Consider the following 22,048-nt stretch of genomic DNA (forward strand, 5'->3'; position numbering starts at 1 on the left):
CGTGGAAGGAGGGTGATATGGTTCCATCCCAGAAAGCTATAGACCAAGCCGTCCGCCGCGCTCCCCGCTGGCGCAGGGTTGTTCCAGCGGGGAGCGGGAACTGGCTTGGCAACCTCAAGATCGGGCAGAAGCTGGTGCTCATCTCGTTGGCCTTCGTGCTACCCATCGCGGTGGTGGTGGGGCTTTTGGTAGAGGAGCAAAACCGGGGCATCGAAACTACCCTCAGGGAAAAGCGCGGCCTGGAGTACGTAACCTTGCTGCGACAGCTCATGCAGGATATCCAGCTCCACCGCGGTCGGGCGGCTACGGAGCTGGGGGGCGATCCCAGCGCCCGTCAGCCCCGTCTGGAGCTGGCCAACAAGATTGGCGCCGACTTCTCGGCTTTGCTGGAGCTCGATAAGCGCTACGGGGGGGAGTTTGGTACCTCGAGCGCCTTGAGCGACCTGCGCTTGGGATGGGAGAGCCTGCTACAGGACCTCGAGCGGCTCTCGCCGCAAGAGAGCACCCAGCGCCACGACGACCTGATCAACCAGGGCATCCTGAACCTCATGGAGACGGTGGGTAACACCTCCGGCCTCGCGGTGGACGCCGAGCAGGCCAGCGCTTACCTGAGCCGGTTGGCCATTCGAGAGCTGCCCGATGCCATCAACGCCACCGGTCTGGTGCGCACCTTGGGGATCACCGCAGCCAGCCGGGGCTACAACGACGAGGGGCAAAAGGCCGAGCTGCGCCTGCGCTTGGCGCTCGCAGAAGAGCGCCTGGCGCGGGTGTCGCGCTTTATCCAGTTCGTCACCCAGGCCTCGCCCAAGGCCGCGGGCCTGCTCCTGCCGCAAAGCGGCCGCACCGCCGCCGCGGTGGACAAGATGATCTCGGCCTATAAAAGCCGTATCCTCGAGGTGAACCAGGCCACCGTGACCGGCGCGCAATTCTTTCAGCTGGCCTTCGACTCCTTTGAGCAGCAGTACAAGCTCTACGACGCGGTGCTGACCCAACTGGGCCTCGAGCTCAAGAGCCGCCTTGCCCTCCTGGAGCGCAACCGCTTCCTCACCCTCTCCCTCATCCTGCTGACCCTGGCCCTGACCTTCTTGTTGGTAGGGGTGGTGGCGCGGAGCATCACCCGCCCGGTGAACGCCCTCTACCTTGCGGCGCGGCGCCTGAGCGGAGGGGACCTGGAGGTGCAGGTGCCAGAGCGTTCTCACGACGAGCTGGGAACTTTGGCCCGGACCTTCAACGAGACGGTGGTCCAGCTGCGGGCCAAGGCCCAAGCCGACGCCGAGCAGCTCAAGCAGAGCGCTTTGCTCCAGCAGCACATCGGCGAATTCCTCGACGTGGCCATGGAGATCGCTCAAGGCGACCTGACCCGGCGCGGGCGGGTCACCGAGGACGTGCTGGGCAGCGTGGTGGACGCCATCAACCTGGTGCTGGAGGAGATGGGCGGACTGCTCAAGGACGTGCAAAAGGCCGCCGATCTGGTGAACCAGGGGGCGGGGGAGCTGGTCCGTACCTCGGCGGTGATCGTGCAGGGGGCGCAGTCGCAGGCCCAGATCGCCCAACAGGCCCAGGGGCAGGCGGTGGAGGTCTCCGGCGCCATCCGGCAGATGGCCGAACGCGCTGCCCAGACCGCCGAAGCCGCCCGCCGCGCCTTACAGGCCGCCCAGGCCGGTCAGGCCGCGGTGCAGAACACCCTGGTGGGGATGCAGGGGATCCGCCGCGAGGTGTCCAACATCTCCAAGGGGATCAAAGGCCTCTCCGACCGCTCTTTGGAGATCTCGGAGATCATCGAGACCATCTCCGGCTTTGCCGCCCAGACCAACCTCCTGGCCCTCAACGCCGCCATCGAGGCCGCCGGGGCCGGTGAGGCGGGAACCCGCTTCGCCATCGTGGCCGAGGAGGTACGCCGGCTCGCGGAAGACTCGGCTAGGGCTGCCCAGCGCGTCACCACCCTCATCGGAGGCATCCAGGCGGAGATCCAGGCGGTGGTCTCGAGCGTGGAGGCGGGAACCAAAGAGGTGGAAGAGGGGTACCGCATCGCCAACCAGGCCGGGGAGCGCCTCCAGGAGATCGCCCAACTCACCACCCAGTCCGCCCAGTTGGTGCAAGCCATCTCGCAGGCTACCCAGACCCAGGCCCAGCGCGTCGCCCAGGTGGGGCAGGCGGTGCAGTCCATCGCCGCTACCGCCAGCCAGACCCAGGAGCAAAGCCTGAAAGGCCGCCAGGCCGCCGAACAGCTGCGCCAGCTGGCCGAGCAGCTCTCGCGCAACCTGGCCCGCTTCCGCCTCCCGGCTTAGGGGTGAACGATGGACCGTCCGAGTAAAAGGATCGCTTGGCGCCGCTCGAGGACCGTGGCGCAGAAGTCCGCGGCCGCGCGGCGCGGGGGCTGGCTCGAGAACGTACCGTTTTGGGGCAAATTGGCCATCAACGGGGCGGCGTTTGTGCTCACCGGCCTGGTGCTGGTCGGGGCCGGGGCTTGGGGCCTGAACCGGATGAGCCTTAACCTGGAGAACCTCTATCAGGCCACCCTGGTCCCTAGCTTGGCCATCAGCGAGGCCGACAAGCAGTACGCGGACTTGCAGCGTTACCTGCAAACCCTGATCCATCCGAACACCAGCTCCACCCAGCGGTCCACCCTGATAGAGCTGGCGCGGATGGCCGACGAGCAGGCTGATGCCGCCATCGAGCAGTACGGCAGCGAATGGATCAGTACCCGCCGGCCCCAGCTAACCCAGGTGCTGACCCAGCAGGGGCGTACCGATTTGCAAGAGCTGGAAACCGAGACCTACCGCGCCCTCGTAGAGGCGCACCAAGCGGTGGCCCCCCTGCTCCAGCGCCTGTACGACCAGGTGCGCGCGGGGCGGCTCAACCTCGAGCTGGCCCGTCAGGTGGAGGAGGGCTATGCCCAAGTACGCCAAAACCTGCAAAGCCTGATTGAGGTCAACGGGCAGTTCGCCGCTATCTCCAACGCGGCCGCGCAGCAAGACGCCCGCCGGGCTCGTATGATCTCCTGGCTGGCTTTGGTAGCAGGATTGTTGCTAGGCGGGATCCTTACCGCGTTGGTGCTGCGTGCAATCCTACCCCGCCTGCGGGCGCTGCGCGAGGGGGCGGAGGCGCTGCAGCGCGGGGAGTACGGCCACCGGGTGGCGGTCTCGGGGCGCGACGAGGTGGGCGTGGTAGCGGCCACCTTCAACACCGCTGTAGAGCAGCTCCAGCGGTTTATCGCCCAGCAACAGGAGGAGCAGCGCAAAGCGGAGCAACTCCAGCAGAACATCAGGGAATACCTGAGCGTGGCCATGGAAGTCGCCCAAGGCGATCTGACCCGGCGCGGGCGGGTCACCGAGGACGTGCTGGGCAGCGTGGTGGACGCCATCAACCTGGTGCTGGAGGAGCTCGGTTTCCTGCTCTCGGAGGTGCGCTCGGCCGCCCTCAAGGTCAACCAGGGTTCCTTGCTGATGAACCAGATGACCGACGTGGTGCTGCAAGGGGCCCAGACCCAGGCCCAGATGAGCCAGCAGGCCCAGGCCCAGACCCTGGCCGTGACGGAGTCCATCCGGCAGATGGCCCAGCGGGCTGTGCAGACCGCCATCGCCGCCGGCCAGACCCTGACCGCCTCGCAGCAGGGCCAACAGGCTGTGGATCAGACCCTCGAGGGCTTTACCGCCATCCGCCGCGAGATGCAGGAGCTGGCCCAGAGCATGAAGGAGCTCTCCGAGCGCTCCAAGCAGATCGCTGAGGTCAACAAGACCATCTCGGGGTTCGCCTCCCAGACCAACCTCTTGGCTTTGGGCGCCTCGCTCGAGGCCGCCGGGGCGGGCGAGGCCGGGGCCCGCTTCGCGGTGGTGGCCGACTCGGTACGGAAGCTGGCCGACGACTCGGCGCGGGCGGCCAAGCAGGTGGGTTTGTTGATTCGTAGCGTGCAGAACGAGATTCAGACCCTGGTGGAGCGGGTGGAGAGCAGCGCCCAGGAGGTGGACGCCCGCTACGCGGTAGCGACGCGCGCGGGGGAACGCCTTAGGGAAATCGCTGAGCTGGCCAACCAGGTAGCCCGCTTGGTACAGGCCATCTCCAGCACCACCCAGCAGCAGGTGAGGCAGGTCGAGCAGGTGAGCCAGGCGGTGCAGTCCATCGCCGCCACCGCCCAGCAGACCCAGGCCCAAAGCTTGAAAGGCCGCCAGGCCGCCGAGGAGCTGAGCCGCTTGGCCCAGGGGCTAACCCAGAGCCTGGAGCGCTTCCGCCTGCCCGCGTGAGGTCGCACCATGAGGACCCTACCCACCCCCGATATGCTGGAAAGCTTCCTGGGAGAGGCTTGGGAAGCGGTATCTACCCTCGAGCAGGCGCCTGCCCTCCTAGCCCAAGACCCCCAACCCCTGGTGGTGATGGCCCACCGCCTCAAGGGTTCAGCGGGGCTGTATGGTTTCTCTGAGGTATCGCAACTGGGCGGCTTGCTCGAGCGGATCTTCGAGCGGGCCCCCTCCTTTACCGCCTTCCAGCGCGAAAAGGCCGCTGAGTTCTCGCGGCTCGCGGCGGCGTGCCTCTCCGAGGCCCTCGAGCGCATCGCCAGCTCCGGCGAGGAGGGCGAGGTGGGGTTGGCCCTGGGTCAGGCCGGGGGGGCCGGGGTGCTGCTGGACTTGCTGGAGGCCAACCCTACCGCTTTTCGCCCCGCCAGCTTGGCGGGCCAGGCGGACGGCGATCAGCCCAAGGACTACGGCGGCACGGGGTTGCATGACATCCCGGCCCAGCTGCGCCGGTTTCGCCTCGAGAACCCTGAGGTTTGGGAGTACTTCGCTCCCGAGGTGAGCGAGCACCTCGAGGCCATTCACGCTGCTACCGAAGCCCTCTTGGCCTCAGGCGGAGCGGCCGAGCACCTCACCGCCCTCTTCCGCTCCATGCACACCATCAAGGGGGCGGCTTACTCGGTAGGCTGTACCCCCATAGGGACCTTGGCCCACCGCCTGGAGGATCTGCTGGTGGAGGTCCGCGAGGGTTCGCGCCCCTGGGACGCGGCGGTGGCCCGGGTGATTCTCCAGGGCTCGGACACCCTGGGCCTGATGCTGAGCGCCGCTGAAGGCCGGGAGACCCCGCTCATGCCGGCGCTCGAAGAGGCCCATCGCCTCTTGGGAGGGGTGTGGAGCGAAGGGGCAGCCCCCTCCCCGCCGGGGACCAGCGAACCTGTGGCGCAGGGGCAAGTCTCCCCGGCGCCTGTGCCTCGCTCTACGGTGCGGGTCAGCCTCCAGCGCCTGGAAGCCCTGATGAACCTGGCCAGCGACGCCATCGTAAGCCGGGCCCGGCTGGAGCGGCTCGCCGCCCAGCTCGAGGAGGCGAGCCATACCCTGGAGGTAAGCCAGGCCCGTTTCCAGCGCACCGCCGCGGAGTTCGAGGCCCGCTACCTCAACCCCCGCCTGGCGTCCTCGGAGGCCAGACCCCAAGACGGGGCGCGGCCTGCGCTCACGCTCTCGAGCGGGCTCAGCCTCGCTGAGCTCTTCTCCGAGCTGGAGTTCGACCGTTACGACGACCTTTCGATCCTGGCCCGCAGCATAGCCGAGATGAGCGCCGACCTGGGCGAGCTCAAGGGGCAGCTCGGCCAGCTCGCTCGTTCGTTCAAGCGCGAATCGGAGACCCTGAAAAAGCTCACCCGCGACCTGCGCGGCGAGGTGGGCCGGATGCGGCTGGTGCCGATGGGTCGCCTCTACCAGCGCCTCAAGCGCATCGTGCGTCAGAGCGAAGGCAAACAGGTGCGGCTGGAGCTCTCCGGCGAACTGGTGGAGGTGGACAACCTGGTCCTCGAGGGGCTGGCGGACCCCCTGGTTCACCTGGTCAACAACGCCATCGCTCACGGTATCGAGAGCCCGGAGGTTCGGCTGGCCCAGGGCAAGGGCCCAGAGGGCCGGGTGGTGGTGCGCACTTTCCAGCGCGGCAGCTTCGTCTACGTCGAGGTTCAAGACGATGGACGGGGGATTGACCTGGAGGCGGTCAAGCGCCAGGCGGTGCTTCAGGGGCTGCGCCGCCCCGAAGAAGTCCAAAGCCTCACCCCTGAGCAGGCGGTGGAGCTGATCTTCTTGCCGGGTCTTTCCACCAGCGAGACCGTCACCCGCCAGGCCGGGCGTGGAGTGGGAATGGATGTGGTGCTGACCAACCTGCGCCGACTCAAAGGCGACATCGTCGTCCAGACTGAGCCGGGCTTGGGGACCCTGTTCCGTTTGCGGGTCCCGCTGAGCCTCATCGTCTCCGATGTGCTGATGGTAGAGGTGGGAAAGGAGCTGCTGGCCATACCGGGGGAATCCCTGCGCACCCTGCGTACGGTGCGGGCCCAAGATTTGCTAGAGCGGGACGGCCACCCGGCCTTGGAGTTCGAGGGCCAAGCGGTGCCCATCCTCTACTTGCACGAACTGCTCGGCCGCCCGCTTCCGCAAGGGCCACGGCGCTCTTTTGCCATCGTGGAGGCCGGGGAGGGGCGCTTAGCTTTAGGGGTGGATGCTTTTTTGGGCCTCGAGCAGACCGTGGTAAAGTCGCTTGACGAGCCGGTCGGTAGCCTACCGCACCTGGCCGGGGCTACCATCTCCGCCGAGGGACGGGTGATCGTGGTGCTCAACCCGGGCGGCCTGCGCCGCGTAGAGGCCCCCCGCTGGAGCGCTGCGATGGCCGGATCGACCTCGACTCCCCTCGAGCGCGGCCTGAAGATCCTCCTGGCGGACGACTCGCTCTCGATCCGCCGGGTGGTGGGGCAGATGCTCACCCGCTGGGGCCACCGGGTACACACCGCTGGCGACGGCTATGAGGCCCTGGAACTTTTGCAAGATAACCGTTACGATGTGGTCATCACGGATCTGGAGATGCCGCGCGTGAACGGTTTTGAACTGCTGGACGAAGTGCGTCGCCGCCCTGATTTGCGCGAGACCCCGGTCTTTGTGCTCACCTCGCGGGCGGGCGAAAAACACCAAGCTTTGGCCAGCGAACTGGGCGCCAGCGGCTACCTGACCAAGCCGCTGGAGGAAGTCAAGCTCAAAAGCCTCCTCTCTACCGTCAAGAAACGCGCCGAGGTGTAGGGTGAAAGCCTTGGTGGTGATGCCTGCCCAGTACAGTGAGCCCCTAGCCGAAGCTTTCGCCGAGGCCGATTTTGACGTGCGTCATACGGCGAGCGGACTGTACGCTTTGACCCTGATCGAACGGGATCGTCCCCACCTCATCGTGTGCGCCGAGGCCACCGAGGACCTCGCCGGTGCCGAGCTGCTGGAGATCGTTCGCGAGGACCCTCTGCTGCGGGTGGTCAAGTTCATGCTGTTGGTGCAGGACCCCACCGGCCCCCATCCTAAAGCCGATGCCCTGTTGCGCCTCACCTCGAGCCCAAAGGGGGTGGTGCAGACGGCCTGCCACCTTTTAGGGCTTCCCGAACCGGCTACCCTGACCGCCTCCAAGGAGCACAACAGCGCCTTGGAGGAGTCCTGGTACAACGGCAAGGTAGCCCCCGGGGCGGCTTTTCAGCTTTTGGACTGGCTCACCGGGATGGGCGAGTCGGGCTGTTTGGAGATGAATTTTAGTGGGGGTCAGGCCCGGGTACACTTCCTTGAGGGCAAGCCCTTTCACGTGGAGTTCGGCAGCCAATCGGGGGTCGCGGCCCTCCAGGAAATTTTCTTCGCCACCCAGAGCGGCGTGGGCACCTTTAGCTTCGCCCGTAAGCCACCCGCTGAACTGGAGGCCATTCCCCGTACTCTTCACGAGCCGATTCAGAACATACTCTTGCGGGTGGTGACCCAACTTGACGAGTCCCTGCGGAGGTAGATGAATGCCTAAAGTCCTGGTCGTTGACGACAGCGTCAGCGTGCGTAAGGCCCTCGAGCGCATCCTGGCCCCCAAAGCTCTGGTGGTTTCCACGGCGAATTCCGCCGAGCAGGCCCTCGAGCAGATCACCCATGACAAACCCGACCTGATCATCGCCGACGTGATCATGCCGGGCCTCTCCGGCTTCGACCTGTGCGAACTCATCCGCAGAAACCCGGTGTACGGCCACGTCCCGGTGATCCTCATCTCGGGGATCGTAGACGCCGCGGTGCTGCGCCAGGCCGAGGAAGCCGGGGCGTTCTCGGTGGTGCGCAAGCCCTTCACCCCGGAAGACCTGTTGCCCCGGGTGGAAGCCGCGCTGGCCAGGATCGCCCCCGCAGCTCCGGTGGCTCCCGAGCCTGCGAGGTCGAACCCCACCCGCCTCGAGCCCGCCCCCGGTCGCTCCTCTCCGGAGGAATATCTCCGGCCTTTTCTGGAGAAGCCCGAGGTCGGAGCCGCCCTCCTGGTGAGCCGAAAGGCCGAAGTGCTGGGCCAGGTCGGCCAGACCCCGGTCGACCCCGGCGTGGTCGCTACCTATGTTCGCACCCTGGCTTCGATCGCCGGGGCCTTAGGCGAGCACCTCGGTGGAGAAGGGTTGCAAGGGGTCTCGCTCGAGTACCGGGGTCACAGCCTCTTTGTGGCCAAGTTTAATGAGGAGAGCTACTTGGTCCTCCTCGTGCAAAGCGCCACCCTCCCCGGCACGGTGCGCTACCTGGTGCAGAAGGTCGTGGCCCAGCCGGGGGCCCTCAGCCGCTAGGCCGCCGCTCCACCAGGGTAAGGATCTCGTACAGGGCCACGGTCTTGCCCTCCTGGTTGGTGATTTCCACCGCCCAAGTCACCACCCCCGTCGGGCGCTCGCCGGGCTTGGGGTCTTTTTTGGTCTTGCTCTTGACCGTCAGGCGGGCTTGGATGGTGTCGCCGATGCCCACCGGTTCGATAAAGCGCAGCCTCTCGAGGCCGTAGTTGGCCAGCACCGGCCCTGGGGCTGGACTCACGAAGAGGCCCGCCGCCGCCGAGATCAGGAAGTAGCCGTGGGCCACGCGCTTGCCGAAGATCGAGTCCTTGGCCCCGAGCTCGTCCACGTGGGCATAGAAGTAGTCCCCGCTGACCCCCGCGAAGTGGACGATATCGGCCTCGGTGACGGTGCGGCGGTGGGTGAGGAAGCTCTCGCCGATTTGCAGCTCCTCGAAGTATTTGCGGAAGGGGTGGATTCCGTCGCTGTAGGTTTGGGCCCCGCGCACGTACTCGCCCGAGATGAAGCTCAAGGTGGTGGGGTCGGCTTGGATGGCGCTGCGCTGCATGAAGTGCTTGATGCCGCGCACCCCGCCCATCTCCTCGCCCGCCCCGGCCCGGCCCGGCCCGCCGTGGATGAGCTGGGGCAGGGGAGAGCCGTGCCCGGTGCTCTCCTTGGCATTCTCCCGGTTGAGGATCAAGAGGCGTCCGTGCGAGCTGGCGCAGCCGAAGAACAGGGCGCGGGCCTCGGCGCGGTCGTAGGTGACGATGGAACCCGCCAGGCTGCCCCGGCCCATCTTGGCCAGCTCGATGGCCTCGTCGAGGCTGCGGTAGGGCATCACCGTGGCCACCGGGCCGAAAGCCTCGACCTCGTGGGGCTCGCGGGCCTTTAGGGGCTGGTCGCAGTACAACAGCCGGGGGCTCATGAAGCCGCCCTTCTCGGGGTCGCCGCCCCGGAGCTCGAGGGGGGGCTCGAGCACCACCTCACAACTCCGGCGCAGCTCGCCCACGCGCTCCCCCACCTCCTCGCGCTGGGCGGGGCTCACCAGGGGGCCCATCCCCACCTCTTCGCGGCGGGGATCGCCGATGGCGATCCTGGCCAGGCGCTCTTTGAGGGCCGCGATCACCGCCTCCACCTGCTCGGCGGGCACGATCACCCGCCGGATGGCGGTGCACTTCTGCCCGGCCTTGACGGTCATCTCGTTCGCCACCTCGCGCACGAAGAGCTCGAACTCGGGGTCGCCGGGTTCCACGCTCTTTCCCAGGATCGAGCAGTTGAGGCTGTCGGCCTCGAGGTTGAAGGGCACCGAGTGGGCCACCAGGTTGGGGTGGGCCTTGAGCTTGCGCCCGGTGGAGGCCGAGCCGGTGAAGGTCACCAGGTCCTGCTCGCCGAGGTGGTCCAGCAGGTCGCCGGTGCCGCCGCAGATGAGCTGGATGGCCCCCTCGGGCAGGATGCCCGAGTCGATCATGGCGCGAAAAACGGCTTCGGTGAGGTAGGCGGTCTGGGTGGCCGGCTTGACGATGGCGGGCACCCCGGCGATGAGGCCGGGGGCCAGCTTCTCGAGCATCCCCCACACGGGGAAGTTGAAGGCGTTGATGTGCACTGCCACGCCCTCGCGGGGCACCAGGATGTGCCGCCCCAGGAAGGTCCCGGCCTTGGAGATCTGCTGCACCTCGTCCTCGAGGAGGAAATTCTCGTTGGGCAGCTCGCGTCGGGCCAGGCTGGAGTAGGAGAAGAAGGTCCCGATCCCCCCCTCGATATCGATCCAGCCGTCCTTGCGGGTGGCGCCGGTCTTGAAGGAGAGGGCGTAGAAGCTCTCCTTGCGCTCCATGAGGTACTGCGCTAGAGCCCGCAGCATCGCGGCTCGCTCGTGAAAGGTGTAGCGGCGCAGGTTAGGTCCACCCACCTCGCGGGCGTAGCGCACCATCGCGCCGAAGTCCAGCCCCGTGCTGCTTACGTAGGCTACAGGTTCGCCGTAGACGGCCTCCCGAACCTCGGTCCCTCCATCGCTTCCGGTGACCCACTGCCCATAGGCGTAACTGGCTAGCTTCATGCTCCCGATTCTAACGAACGCCCGTTAGAAGCTGCAAACCCGCTCAGTGGCTCAACACCCTGCGCACCGCCTCGAGCACCCGCTTGACGTCGGGCCGGTAGTAGTGTTCCACCGCGCTGAACGGTGGGTAGGGCGCGTCCCAGCCGGCCACGCGGACGACGGGGGCCTGAAGGTAATCCAGGGCCTCCTCGGCCAGGCGGGCGGCGATCTCCGCGCCGAAGCCGCCGGTGCGCATGGCCTCGTAGACCACCACGGCCCGGCCCGTCTTGGCCACCGACTCCACCAGCGTGGGGGTGTCGAGCGGGACCAGGGTTTCCACGTCGATGACCTCGAGCTCCACCCCTTCGCGTGCGGCCACCTCGGCGGCCTTCTGGCACACCTCGACCATGCCGCCGTAGGCGATCAGGCTCGCCGCGCTCCCCTCGCGCACCACGCGGGCCTTGCCGAGGGGTAGGGTGTAGTAGCCCTCGGGCACCTCGGCCTTTACCCCGCGGTAGAGCTTGATGGCCTCGAGGAAGAACACCGGGTCGGGGTCTTCGATGGCCGCGAGCAGCAAGCCCTTGGCCCGTTCGGGACTGCTGGGGATGACCACCTTGACCCCGGGGACGTGGCAGAGGATGGCCTCGGGGCTGTCGGCGTGCTGCTCGGGGGTCTTGACCCCACCGCCGTAAGGCGCGCGGATCACCAGCGGGATGGTGAAGCGACCCCGCGTGCGGTGGCGCATGCGCCCCAGGTGCGAGAGGATCTGGTCTAGGGCGGGGTAGAGGAAGCCCGCGAACTGGATCTCGGCCACCGGGCGCAGCCCGGCCATGGCCATACCGATGGCGAAGCCCACGATGGCGCTCTCGGCCAGCGGGGTGTCGAAGACCCGCCGCTCGCCGTACTTAGGTTGCAGGCCGTCGGAGGCCCGGAACACCCCGCCCATCCTGCCCACGTCCTCGCCGAAGAGCACCACCCGTGGGTCGCGCTCGAGGGCTAAGTCCAGCGCCTCGTTTACCGCCTGGACCAGGTTGATCACCCGGGTGCCGCGCTCGGCGATCATGCCTCACCTCCGTGCAGGTAGTTCCACGCCGCCCGCTGGTCGGGCTGCAGCTCGGCGTAGACCTGCTCGACGATCTCCCAGGGCCTGGGTTCGGAAACCCGGTCGGCCTCTTCCACCGCGGCCAGGAACTCGGCCTCGAGCTCTTCCTCGAGTGCTTTCTCCTTCTCGTCGTCCCACAGCCCCAAGTGCACCAGGCAACCCCGCATCCGATCGATAGGGTCGCGCTTCTTCCAGGCTTCGGCCTCGTCCTCGCTGCGGTAGCGTCCCGGATCGTCGGAGGAGGTATGGGGGGCTACCCGGTAGGTCAGGGCCTCGATCAGGGTGGGGCCTTCCCCGGCGCGGGCCCGGGCCACAGCCTCGCGGGCCACCGCCCAGACCGCCACCAGGTCGTTGCCGTCTACCGTCACGCCGGGGATGCCGTAGCCCTGGGCCTTCAGCGCGATGCGCTGAACCTTCATCTGCTTCTGGGTCGGCACGCTGATGGCCCAGCCGTTGTTCTGCACCACCACCAATAGCGGCGCGTCGAAGACCGAGGCGAAGTTGAGCCCTTCGTGAAAATCGCCCTCCGAGGTTCCGCCATCCCCGATGAACACCGCCGCCACCGCCTCCTTACCCTGCAGCCTGAGGGCGTGGGCCACTCCCGCGGCCTGGGGCACCTGGGTGGCGATGGGGATGTAGAACTGCACCATGTTCACCTCGGGCGGGGCACCCCAGCCGGCGGGGTCGGCCCGCCAGCTCAGGATGAGCTTGCTCAGGGGCATCCCAAAGGTGATGGCCGCCGCCGTCTCGCGGTAGCTCGGCAGCAGCCAGTCGCGCGCGGGCTCCAAGCACAGCGCCACCCCTACCTGTGCTGCTTCCTGGCCGCGAAAGGGCGGGTACACCCCCAGCCGCCCTTGCCGCTGGAGCACCAGCGCGCGTTCGTCAAAGTGCCGGGCCCGCCGCAGGGCTCGGTAGCCCAACAGCAGCTCCTCCGGGAGGAAAGGAAGGTCTCTTTGCGGGGTACCGTCGTCTTCTAAGTAGCGTATGATTTCCACACCGATAGTTTAGCCCGTTCTTCGAGGGAAGACTTGACATAACCACACTCAGGTTTTATATACTTGGATTGCGGGGTCGAAAGACCCTGTGCCCTTCGACCCCAAAAAATACCTGAAAGGAGGTGTCGGCTATGTTGGACATCATGCGCAGGACCAACGATCAACCGGTGCCTTACAGGAGCTGGAACCTAGCCAACGTCGGCGGCTTCAGTGATCTCTTTAGCGAGTTTGATCGGCTGTGGAGGGAAGTGGCCTCCTCCTTCGGGCGCTGGGTTGACAGTTACCCGGTAGACCTCTACGAGACGGGGGAGGAGGTGGTGCTCGAGATGGCGGTTCCCGGCCTTAGCAAAGACGACCTGGACATCAGCCTCGAGGGCCGTCAACTCACCATCCGAGGCAACTTCAACCCGGCCGCCGCTGAAGAGCGGCGCTACTGGCTCCAGGGCATTCCGCGCGGGTCTTTTAGCCGCACCCTAACCCTGCCCGCGGGGGTGGAGGCGGATAAGGTGCAGGCTACCGTGCAAAATGGCCTGCTGCGGATTTCCATGCCCAAGACCTCCGAGGCTAAGGCCCGCAGGATCGCCGTGAAGGCCGAATAAGCGGGGCATCTGGCGCGGGGCGGCCAAGTAGCCGCCCGCGCGGTTTTTAGGTAAACCGTTCACGAGCATATTTTATCGTGAATAAAGTCACTAGCTAGCGCATCGCCGATAGGTAATCCTCCAGCCGCTCCAGGCCCAGCTCGATCTCTTCGGGCCTCTTGCAAAAAGCCAGCCGGAAAAGCCCCTCGGGGGCAGGATGATCTTGATAGAAAGCGGCGGCGGGGATGATTGCGACCCGAGCCTCGCGCACCAAGCTCTCCGCCTCAACCCCAGGGATCTTGGCGGTGAGGAAATAGGTGCCCTGCGGTATGAAAACCTGAACGCCCATCCCCTCGAGCCCCCTGGCCAGCAGGTCGCGCCGGGAGCGGTAGCTCGAGCGCAGCGCCTGGTAAAAACCTTCCTTTCTGGCGATGGGCAGGGCTTCGGCGACGGCAGCTTGCAGCGGGGCCGGGGAACAGAAGCTCGACCACTGGCGCATCCCCGCAATCAGGGGGGCTAGCCCGGGGGGGGTCGCGATCCAGCCCACCCGGTAGCCGGTGGCCTCGAGCCGCTTCCCTGCCGAGCCCACGGTGAAGGTCCGCTCAGGGGCTAGCCGGCGTAGCGGGGTGGGGGCTTCCTCGAAGTAGAGTTCGTCGTAGACCTCGTCGCTTACGATCCATAGGTCGTGTTGGCGGGCCAGGGCCACGATGCGTTCTAGATCTTCGCGCGGGAAGACCGCCCCGGTGGGGTTATAGGGGTTGTTGAGCAAGATGGCTTTGCTGCGGGGGGTGATGGCCGCCGCAAGGGCGGAGAAATCTATCCGCCAGCCCCCCTCGAGCCGCATCGGCACCAGCACCGGGGTGGCCCCGGCGAGCCGGGCTTGGGGGATGTACACGTCGAAGTAAGGCTCCAGCATCACCACCTCGTCCCCCGGGCCGTACAGGGCCTCGGCTAGGGCGTGGAGGGCCTCGGTGGCCCCAGCCGTCACCACCACGTCCTCGGGGGAGACGTCCAGGTCCTCCGCCAGCGCTTCGCGCAAGCGGGGCAGGCCGATCGGGGGGGTGTACTGGTCTACCACGCCGATGGCCCGGCGGGCGGCCTCGAGCAAAAAGGCCGGAGGTGGGTCTGAAGGAAACCCCTGCCCCAGGTTTACCGCGCCGAACTGCTGGGCCAGGCGGCTCATGCGCGAGAAGATGCTCTCCTGGGAGAGCTGGGTACGAGGGTGAAGCTCAGCGGGCATACGTCCAGTCTACGCCGCGGGGCTTACCTGGCGGCCTCGAGGAGCTTTAGGTAGTCGTCGAGCTGCAGACTCGCTCCCCCTACAAGCCCCCCGTCGATGTTGGGTTGGCGGAAAAGGTCCGCGGCGTTGTCCGGCTTGACCGAGCCCCCGTAGAGCACCCGCACCTGTTCGGCAAAGTCCGGGCTGAAACGCCTTGCCAGCCAGCCCCGGATCTCTTTGTGCATGGCCTCCGCGTCCTCCGGCGTGGCCGTTTTCCCGGTTCCGATAGCCCAGACCGGTTCGTAAGCGATGACCAAGCGATCGGGGGAGCCCGGCTCGACCCCCTCCAGGCTGCCCTCGAGCTGGGAAAGCGTATAGGCCACCGCATCGCCCGCCTCGCGCACCGCGATGGGCTCGCCCACGCAGAGGATGGGGGTGATGCCGTGCTCGAGCAGGCGCTTGGCCTTCTGCGCCACCACAGCGTCGGATTCCTCGTGGTACTGTCGCCGCTCGGAGTGGCCCACGAGGGTGTAGCTACAGCCCAGATCCTCGAGCATCCGGGCCGAGACCTCCCCGGTGTAGGCCCCCTCGGGGTGGGCCGAGACGTCCTGGGCTCCGTAGGCTACGCCCCGACCCGCCAGGATCTCCTGAGCTACTGGGAGCGCGGGGAAGGGGACCATCAGCGCGGGCTCTGCCGGGCCAGGGGAGAGTCGGTGCAGCAACCCCTCAAACCAGGCCCTGGCCTCGCTGGGGGTTTTGTGCATTTTCCAGTTGCCTGCAACTAGGGTTTTACGCATAGAGCCTCCTGGTGCTCCCTCCCCTAGCAGGGGAGGGGTGGGTATACGTCCGTACGCCATACGTAATACGCCAGACGCTAAACGCGGGGGTAGATTCCCTTTCGTTTGACGTACGACGTTTGGCGGGTCGGCGCACTTACGACAACGCCTCGATGCCGGGCAAGGTACCCAGCTCGAGCAGCTCCAGGCTGGCCCCGCCCCCGGTAGAGACGTGGCTAAACTTCTCGGCTACGCCCAGCTTGTTGGCCGCCGCGACCGAGTCGCCCCCGCCGATCACCGTGAACGCCCCCGGCAAGTCGGCGATGGCTTGGCCCACCGCTAGGGTTCCCGCGGCGAAGTCCTCCACCTCGAAGACCCCCATGGGGCCGTTCCAGAGCACCGTTTTGGCCCCTTGCAAGGCCTGGGCGAAGGCTTCGCGGGTCTTCGGGCCGATATCCAGGCCCATCCAGCCCTCGGGGATCTGGCCGGCTGGGAAGATCCGCTGTTCAGCCCCCGGCTCGATCTTCTGCGCCGCTACCACGTCGGTGGGGAGCAGGAGCCTCACACCTAAGCCCTGGGCTTTTTGTAGAAGGTTGCGGGCTAGCTCGAGCTTGTCGTCTTCCACCAACGAGCTGCCCACCTGCCCGCCCTGGGCCTTGATGAAGGTGAAGGCCATGGCCCCACCGATCAGCATCCCGTTCACCCGCGGCAGCAGGTTCTCGATCACCCCGATCTTGTCCGAGACCTTGGCCCCGCCCAGCACCACCCAGTAAGGCTTTTCAGGGTGCTCGAGAAGTTTCTTGAGGCTGTTGACCTCCCGCTCCATCAAAAACCCAGCGTAGCTGGGCAAAAATTTAGCCACCCCGGTCACCGAGGCGTGGGCCCGGTGGGCCGAGCCGAAAGCATCGAGCACGAAGGCCTCGCCTAGCCGGGCGTACTTCTGCGCCAGGGCTTCGTCGTTCTTCTCCTCGCCTGGTTCGAAGCGCACATTCTCGAGGAGGGCTACCGAACCTTGGGGGAGGGACCCGACCTGCTCGAGCGTGGCTTCCGAAGCCGGGGTCAGCTCGGGGTTCCCGCCGATGAAGCGGACGGGGTGGCCCAGGTGGGTTTCCAGAGCCTTGGCCACGGGCGCCAGGCTGCTGGCCTCCTCGAAGCCGCCCTTGGGCCTTCCCAGATGGCTCAGAAGCACCAGGGTCGCGCCCTGCTCGAGCAGGTATCGCAAGGTGGGCAGGCTGGCGGTTATCCGGGTATCGTCTTTGACCTGGCCCTCTTTGAGGGGGACATTGTAATCTACCCGTACCAGCACGCGTTTGCCGGCGGCGTTCAAATCTTTGAGTGTTCGCATAGATTACCCCAAACTGGCGGGAGGGGACGTGCCCCCCTCCCGGCCATCCGGTAAAAGTTTACAGCCGCTTGCCTATGTACTGGGCCAGGTCGGCTACCCGGCAGGAGTAGCCCCACTCGTTGTCATACCAGCTCACCACCTTGACCATATTGCCGATCACCAACGTGTCGAGGGCGCTGAAGATGGAGGAGTGGGGGTCGCCCTTGAGGTCGGAGGAGACCAGCGGTTCCTCGGTGTAGGCCAGGATGCCCTTTAGGGGACCCTCGGCGGCCTCCTTCATGGCGGCGTTGATCTCTTCCTTGCTGGCTTCGCGGTGCAAAACTGCCGTGAAGTCCACCACCGATACCGTGCTGGTGGGAACGCGGAAGGCCATCCCGGAGAACTTGCCCTTGAGCTCGGGGATTACCAGCCCCACCGCCTTGGCCGCGCCGGTTTCGGAAGGGACGATGTTGAGCGCAGCCGCCCGGGCGTCGCGGGGGTCGTCCTTCACCGCGTCCACCAGGCTCTGGCTGGCGGTGTAGGCGTGGACGGTGGTGAGGATCCCCTTTTCGATGCCAAACTTGTCGTTTAGCACCTTGGCGACCGGGGCTAAGCCGTTGGTGGTGCAACTGGCGTTGGAGATCACGTGGTGCTTGGCGGGGTCGTACATGTGCTCGTTGACCCCCATCACCACCGTGAGCATATCGCCCTTGCCGGGAGCGCTGATGATCACCTTTTTGGCCCCCGCCTTGAGGTGGGCTTCGGCAGCCTCGAGCTTGGTGAAGCGGCCCGTGGACTCGATCACGATGTCCGCCCCGATCTCCCCCCAAGGCAGCGCGGCGGGATCCTTCTCCTCGTAGACCCGGATGGCCTTGCCATTGACTACCAGGTGCTGCTCGTCGTAGCTGACCGTTCCGGGGAAGCGGCCGTAGTTGGAGTCGTACTTGAACAGGTGGGCCAAGATGGCGTTGTCGGAGAGGTCGTTGATCCCCACGACCTCCACCCCGCGCTCCTCGAGGATACGGAAAACCTGCCGCCCGATGCGCCCGAATCCGTTGATGGCTACTCTCATGTGCTCCTCCTGTGGAACCAATTCCAGCCGAAGCCCACTATAGCGCGTTTGGCCTGGAGTTGTCGCGGTGGCATACCAAGCGGGGCTTTTTTTCACGAGCTGGTTGTATCGTGAAAATAATCACATATACCCGAGCAAAGAAGAGGCCGGAGGAGCCGGCCTCGAGCCTAGCGGGTCCGACCAGCCAACAGGTCCTCCGCCGCCTTCTGTGCTTTGTCCAGCGCAGCCTTGGGCGGCGTCTGGCCCAGCACCGCCTCTTTGATGGCCTGCCCCAGGATGTCGAAGCGAATCTGCTCCCAATCGGAGAGGGCTGGTTCAAACTTGGCGTAGCGGGCCTGAGTAATGGCGACACCGAAGGCCGGGTTCTCCTTGGTGTAGCGGGTCACCAAGGGGTCAACCCCCGAGCCCAGGTTGACCGGCACGTAGTTGGTAGCTACCCCGAACACCGCCTGCGCTTTGGGGGAGATGACGAACCTGAGGAAGTCGGCAGCGATTTTCTTCTCTCTTTCGTCAGCCCCCTTGAAGACCACCAGGTTGGTGCCCTGCACCAGCCCAAAGCCGGGTTGTCGGTTGGTCCGGCCCGGCAGGGTCGCCACGCCTACGTCGAACTTGGCGGCCTGGAGATAGAAGCTGTAGCCGGCGGAGGTGTCGGTGGAGAAAGCGAAGGGCCCCACCCCGAAGTTGGCGTTGATAAAGCCATTGGTAATGGGTCGTGCCCAGCCGTCCTTGACGCCTTGCACCAACAGCTCGAGCGCCTCGAGCGCCTTGGGTGAGTTGAGCACCAGCTTGCCGTTTTGCAGGTAGCTGCCCCCCAGCGTGAAGAACCAGTAGGAAAAGGTTGAAGTATCCGGTTGAAAGAAGTAGACCGGGGCCTTTTCCCCCTGCGAGATCTGCTTGGCGGTGGCCACGAACTCGGCGATGGTGACGGGGACCTTGGCGCCGTACTTCTTGAGCAGGTCGCGGTTGTAGTAGAGGATCTGGATGCTCTTGTTGAACGGCACCCCATAGACCTGCTTGTTGAAGGTGACCGCGTTTACGAAGAGCGGGTTGACCCCCTTGAGCTCTACCCCCAGCGCCGAAATGGGCACCAGGGCATCGGACTCGAGGTAAAGGGCCATATTGTTCTCAAAAGCCTGCGCCATCACCGGCACTTTCCCGCTGGCAAAGGCCGCCTTGATCTTGGTGGAGAGGTCGCGGTAGTTGCCTTGCGAGATGGGCCGCACGCACGCCTGGCCGTTTTGGGTCTTGTTGAACTCCACCACCAGGTTCTCAAGGGCGGTTTTAGGGGCCCCCCCGGTGAAGCCATGCCACAGCTCGGCCACTACCCCGGCCTTCTCGCACTGGCCCTTGATCACGTCTTCGGGTTTCGGCTGGGCCAGCCCCAGGCTCAGGCCCAGCACGGCCAAGGCAGCGATTGTAGCTCTGATGCGCATAGAGTCTCCTTTCGGGCGTGAAGCCACAACCTGTATATCCCCACAACGCTGTCAGCGCACGGTCAAGTCTACGCTACCTCCGGGCACCCCTGTCAAACCCTACTTGATCCCGCTTCGCGCAACGCCTTGGACAAACTGCTTTTGGGCGAAAAAATATCCCACCACGATGGGCAGAATCGAGAGCGTAGAAGCCGCCATCAAAGCCCCGTAGTCGCTTCCGGCTTCCCCGATGAATACCTGCAGCCCCCGCTGGATGGTGTACATCTCGGGTTTATCGGTCACGATCAGGGGCCACAGCAGGGCGTTATAGGCCCCCAAAAACGTGAAGATGCCGTAGGTCACCAGGCCGGGCAGCGATAGCGGCAAGGCCAGGCGCACCAGCTGGGTCCAGTAACTCGCCCCGTCGATCCGTGCGGCGTCAAAGAGGTCGTTGGGCAGGGAGAGGTAAAACTGCCGCAACAAGAAGATCCCAAACACCGAAGCCAGCCAGGGCACGATCAGGGCATAGTAGGTGTTGATCCACCCCAACCTCGAGAGCAAGATGTAGTTAGGGATCAACAGCACCTCACCGGGGATCATCAAAGTCGCCAGGATCAAAAGCCACACCACGCCCTTGCCGGGAAAGGCAATACGCGCCAGGGCAAAAGCGGCCATCGCCGCCAGCAGAAGCCCCACCAGCACCTGGGTTCCTGCGGTGAAGAAGCTGTTGAAAAAATACCGCCCGAAGGGAGCCGCGCTCCAGGCCTCGCGGTAGTTGTGGAAGATGTACCCCAGGGCTCCCGGGGCCACGTTGACCCACTCCAGCCGCCAGTCATCCCCGCTCGAGCGCACCGCGTCGGGGGGCAGCTCGGGCCGGTAGCCGGGGTAGCTTTTGGAGATCGACACCACCACCGGCAGCAGACGAAAGGACTGGCTCGAGGTGTTGGTGAACGAGATCTCCCAGTAACCCTCGGCGTAGCGGGTACGGATTGAGGTGCCCTCGGCCCGGGGGTCGGAGAAGGCCCCCAGGGCGGTGGGGATGCTCACCTGGGGTTTTTGTCCTTGTACCCCGGTGTAGATCCGCAAGATGACCGTCCGACCGGCCCCATATCCCCCCCAGAGAGCGCTGCCGCCCTGGGCCCCCAGCCGGGCGGCGGCCCTCCAGTTGGCCGGCTTGAGCCGCTCGGGAATCCAGATGGGTTGGGTTTGTTGGGCCTCCTGCGGGCTTTTGAGGCTGGTCACCAGCATCCAGTAAAAGGGAAAGGCCATCACCACCGCGCCTGCAGATAAAACCGCATAGACCAGAAAGCGCGCCAAGACAGCGCGGAATTCAAGCCTCATACGTCACCCGCCGCTCCAGGACGCGCTGCTGCACTACCGTCAGGGCCAATATAACCGCGAATACCACCACCGCGATGGCGCTGGCGTAGGAGAAATCCGAGTCACGAAACCCTTTGTTATACAGGTACAAAGCGATGGTCAGGGTGTCCTGCAAAACCCCTCCGGTGGGCGTCATGATGAGCACTTGGGTAAAGACTTGGAAAGCGCCGATCAACCCCAAGGTGGCCAGGAAAAAGGTGGTAGGGGAGAGCAGCGGCCAGGTGATGTAGCGCTGCTGTTGCCACCAGCTGGCCCCGTCGAGTTGGGCGGCCTCGTAGTACTCCTTGGGGATGTTCTGTAGCCCGGCCAGGATCACCACCACCTGGTAGCCCAACAGGTGCCACAGGCTCATCACCATGATGGCCATAAAGGCCACGCTAGGGCCGGCCCAGAAGCCTTGCAGCTTGATGCCCAAGGGGGCCAAGGCCAAGGCGAAGATTCCCTGCGGCATGGAAAGCCAGTCCAAGCCCGGCGTGCCCAAAAGCCAGTTGAGGAAGCCAAAGTGGGGGTTGTAGATCCACTCCCACACCGCCGCCGCGACGGTGAGCGCGGTGACGTAAGGCAGGAAGTACAGCGTGCGGAAGAGCCCCTGCCCGCGCAGCTTCTCGTTGAGCAAGACGGCCACCAAGGTCGCCAGCAAGATCCCTAGGGGAACGGTGAAAACCACGAACCACACGGTGTTGCCCACGGCCTTCCAGAACAGGGGATCGCGGGTGAGCAAGATCTCGTAGTTGAGGAGCCCGGCAAACTTGCTCCGGCCGATGAAGTTAAACCGGTCCAGCAACGACAGCCACAGGGCATACAGGCTGGGTGCGATTTGCCAGACCAAAAGCAGCCCCACCGAGGGCCACACCAGCAACCAGCCCCAGAAAGCCGCCTGCTCACGCTCGGACATCGAGGGGGACCAAACCAGGTAACAGACCCCCACGCTGACCAACGCCAGCAACACCCCGGGAAAGAGGCTGTACCCCAGCCCGGTCCCTACACCCAACAGGACCAGCCCTGGGAGTAGGCCTGGGCGGAAGGCCTTCAGCGCGGCCTCGAGCCCCGCCCCCACGAGCAGCGCCGCCCCCAGAGCATACGCCCCACCGGGGAGCAGCTCGAGCGCCATTCCTAACCGGAGCAACGTCAGCAGCACCGCCGCCCCGAGCAAGAGCGCGGGGCGGTTGCCGGGAGAAGCTGCGCGGTGCCCCCTGGCCAAACCGTGAACCCCCAGGTTGGGTCAGGGCACTAGGCGCAGGATAAGGGCGTAGCTGTACCTCTCCCAGCGTCCTGCCGCCAGCGCGCCCATAACCATGTTCCATAGCGCCAGCACCAGCAGGAGCAGTCCCAAAGGCAGCGCGATCACCACCCCCACGATGGTGAAGGCGAGGAGGAGTAGGACTAGCCCGTAAATGGTATAGCTGATCTGGCCGTTCAGGGATTCTTTGGCATGGGATTGCACGAAAGCGCTTTTGGGGCCCCAAAGGAGGATCGCCAGGGGTAGGAGGATCTGTCCGATGAGGAAGAGGTAGCCCACCAAGGGGGCCAAGTGGGCTACCGCGGCCCAGGTGCGGTCAGATTCGCTCGGGGAGGGAGGTTCCATCTACCCTAGCCTAGCTACCGATCCCTCGGAA

Annotated in this window: 17 protein-coding genes; 6 read left to right on the forward strand and 11 right to left on the reverse strand. The window is 65.6% G+C overall.

The genetic code is table 11. From position 1 onward, the window contains the following. Positions 1-17: 17 nt before the first annotated feature. The 5 genes from DNA98_RS18080 to DNA98_RS09420 are packed head-to-tail and all read left to right on the forward strand — an operon-like array spanning position 18 to position 8,566. The gene (locus DNA98_RS18080; RefSeq protein WP_233493166.1) at positions 18-2,288 is read left to right on the forward strand and encodes a methyl-accepting chemotaxis protein; all 2,271 of its coding nucleotides are present in this window, start codon (positions 18-20) and stop codon (positions 2,286-2,288) included. 54 nt (positions 2,289-2,342) lie between these two features. After that, positions 2,343-4,241: a methyl-accepting chemotaxis protein gene (locus tag DNA98_RS09405; protein ID WP_233493167.1), complete on the forward strand. Its 1,899-nt coding sequence runs from the start codon at positions 2,343-2,345 to the stop codon at positions 4,239-4,241. A 9-nt stretch (positions 4,242-4,250) separates the two neighbouring features. Continuing rightward, positions 4,251-7,037, forward strand: a complete 2,787-nt coding sequence (locus DNA98_RS09410) for a response regulator (RefSeq protein ID WP_110529575.1) — start codon at positions 4,251-4,253, stop codon at positions 7,035-7,037. Between the two features lies 1 nt (position 7,038). After that, positions 7,039-7,770 (forward strand): DUF4388 domain-containing protein, encoded by a 732-nt coding sequence (locus tag DNA98_RS09415; RefSeq protein ID WP_110529578.1) that lies wholly within the window; start codon positions 7,039-7,041, stop codon positions 7,768-7,770. A gap of 4 nt (positions 7,771-7,774) precedes the next feature. Further along, positions 7,775-8,566, forward strand: a complete 792-nt coding sequence (locus tag DNA98_RS09420) for a response regulator (RefSeq protein ID WP_110529581.1) — start codon at positions 7,775-7,777, stop codon at positions 8,564-8,566. Here the strand turns inward: DNA98_RS09420 and paaZ are convergent. From paaZ to pdhA, 3 genes are read right to left on the reverse strand one after another with little or no spacing between them, the layout of a single operon-like run. Then, positions 8,556-10,595 carry a phenylacetic acid degradation bifunctional protein PaaZ gene (gene paaZ / locus DNA98_RS09425; protein WP_110529584.1) on the reverse strand — a complete coding sequence of 680 codons (2,040 nt, stop codon included), beginning with the start codon at positions 10,593-10,595 and terminating at the stop codon, positions 8,556-8,558. The two genes, DNA98_RS09420 and paaZ, sit on opposite strands and share 11 nt — an antisense overlap. A 43-nt stretch (positions 10,596-10,638) precedes the next feature. After that, on the reverse strand, positions 10,639-11,637 hold the full coding sequence (locus DNA98_RS09430; RefSeq protein ID WP_110529587.1) for an alpha-ketoacid dehydrogenase subunit beta: 999 nt from the start codon (positions 11,635-11,637) through the stop codon (positions 10,639-10,641). Next, entirely contained in the window at positions 11,634-12,671 is a 1,038-nt protein-coding gene (gene pdhA, locus DNA98_RS09435) for a pyruvate dehydrogenase (acetyl-transferring) E1 component subunit alpha (protein ID WP_110529589.1), read from the reverse strand. Before pdhA ends, DNA98_RS09430 begins: the two co-directional genes overlap by 4 nt. 131 nt (positions 12,672-12,802) lie before the next feature. Here pdhA and DNA98_RS09440 point away from each other — a divergent pair, with 131 nt between their 5' ends. After that, positions 12,803-13,270, forward strand: coding sequence for an Hsp20/alpha crystallin family protein (locus tag DNA98_RS09440; RefSeq protein WP_110529592.1), 468 nt, complete (start codon positions 12,803-12,805; stop codon positions 13,268-13,270). A gap of 94 nt (positions 13,271-13,364) precedes the next feature. Here the strand turns inward: DNA98_RS09440 and DNA98_RS09445 are convergent, their stop codons facing one another. The 8 genes from DNA98_RS09445 to DNA98_RS09480 all read right to left on the reverse strand — a co-directional run bounded on the left by DNA98_RS09445 (position 13,365) and on the right by DNA98_RS09480 (position 22,017). Continuing rightward, positions 13,365-14,489 (reverse strand): pyridoxal phosphate-dependent aminotransferase, encoded by a 1,125-nt coding sequence (locus tag DNA98_RS09445; RefSeq protein ID WP_110529595.1) that lies wholly within the window; start codon positions 14,487-14,489, stop codon positions 13,365-13,367. Positions 14,490-14,512: 23 nt separating this feature from the next. Further along, entirely contained in the window at positions 14,513-15,265 is a 753-nt protein-coding gene (tpiA, locus tag DNA98_RS09450; RefSeq protein WP_110529597.1) for a triose-phosphate isomerase, read from the reverse strand. A 136-nt stretch (positions 15,266-15,401) separates the two neighbouring features. Further along, on the reverse strand, positions 15,402-16,589 hold the full coding sequence (gene pgk / locus DNA98_RS09455; protein WP_110529600.1) for a phosphoglycerate kinase: 1,188 nt from the start codon (positions 16,587-16,589) through the stop codon (positions 15,402-15,404). A 58-nt stretch (positions 16,590-16,647) separates the two neighbouring features. Further along, the gene (gene gap, locus DNA98_RS09460) at positions 16,648-17,640 is read right to left on the reverse strand and encodes a type I glyceraldehyde-3-phosphate dehydrogenase (RefSeq protein ID WP_110529603.1); all 993 of its coding nucleotides are present in this window, start codon (positions 17,638-17,640) and stop codon (positions 16,648-16,650) included. A 167-nt stretch (positions 17,641-17,807) separates the two neighbouring features. Next, complete coding sequence (locus tag DNA98_RS09465; RefSeq protein WP_110529606.1) at positions 17,808-19,073, reverse strand: ABC transporter substrate-binding protein; 1,266 nt, start codon at positions 19,071-19,073, stop codon at positions 17,808-17,810. Positions 19,074-19,172: 99 nt separating this feature from the next. Then, complete coding sequence (locus tag DNA98_RS09470) at positions 19,173-20,393, reverse strand: carbohydrate ABC transporter permease (protein ID WP_110529609.1); 1,221 nt, start codon at positions 20,391-20,393, stop codon at positions 19,173-19,175. Further along, positions 20,383-21,543, reverse strand: a complete 1,161-nt coding sequence (locus tag DNA98_RS09475; protein ID WP_165364078.1) for a carbohydrate ABC transporter permease — start codon at positions 21,541-21,543, stop codon at positions 20,383-20,385. Before DNA98_RS09475 ends, DNA98_RS09470 begins: the two co-directional genes overlap by 11 nt. Before the next feature lie 111 nt (positions 21,544-21,654). Then, the gene (locus tag DNA98_RS09480; protein WP_110529615.1) at positions 21,655-22,017 is read right to left on the reverse strand and encodes a DUF4870 domain-containing protein; all 363 of its coding nucleotides are present in this window, start codon (positions 22,015-22,017) and stop codon (positions 21,655-21,657) included. Positions 22,018-22,048 lie beyond the last annotated feature (31 nt).

This window comes from Meiothermus sp. Pnk-1, from assembly GCF_003226535.1.
Lineage (GTDB): Bacteria > Deinococcota > Deinococci > Deinococcales > Thermaceae > Allomeiothermus.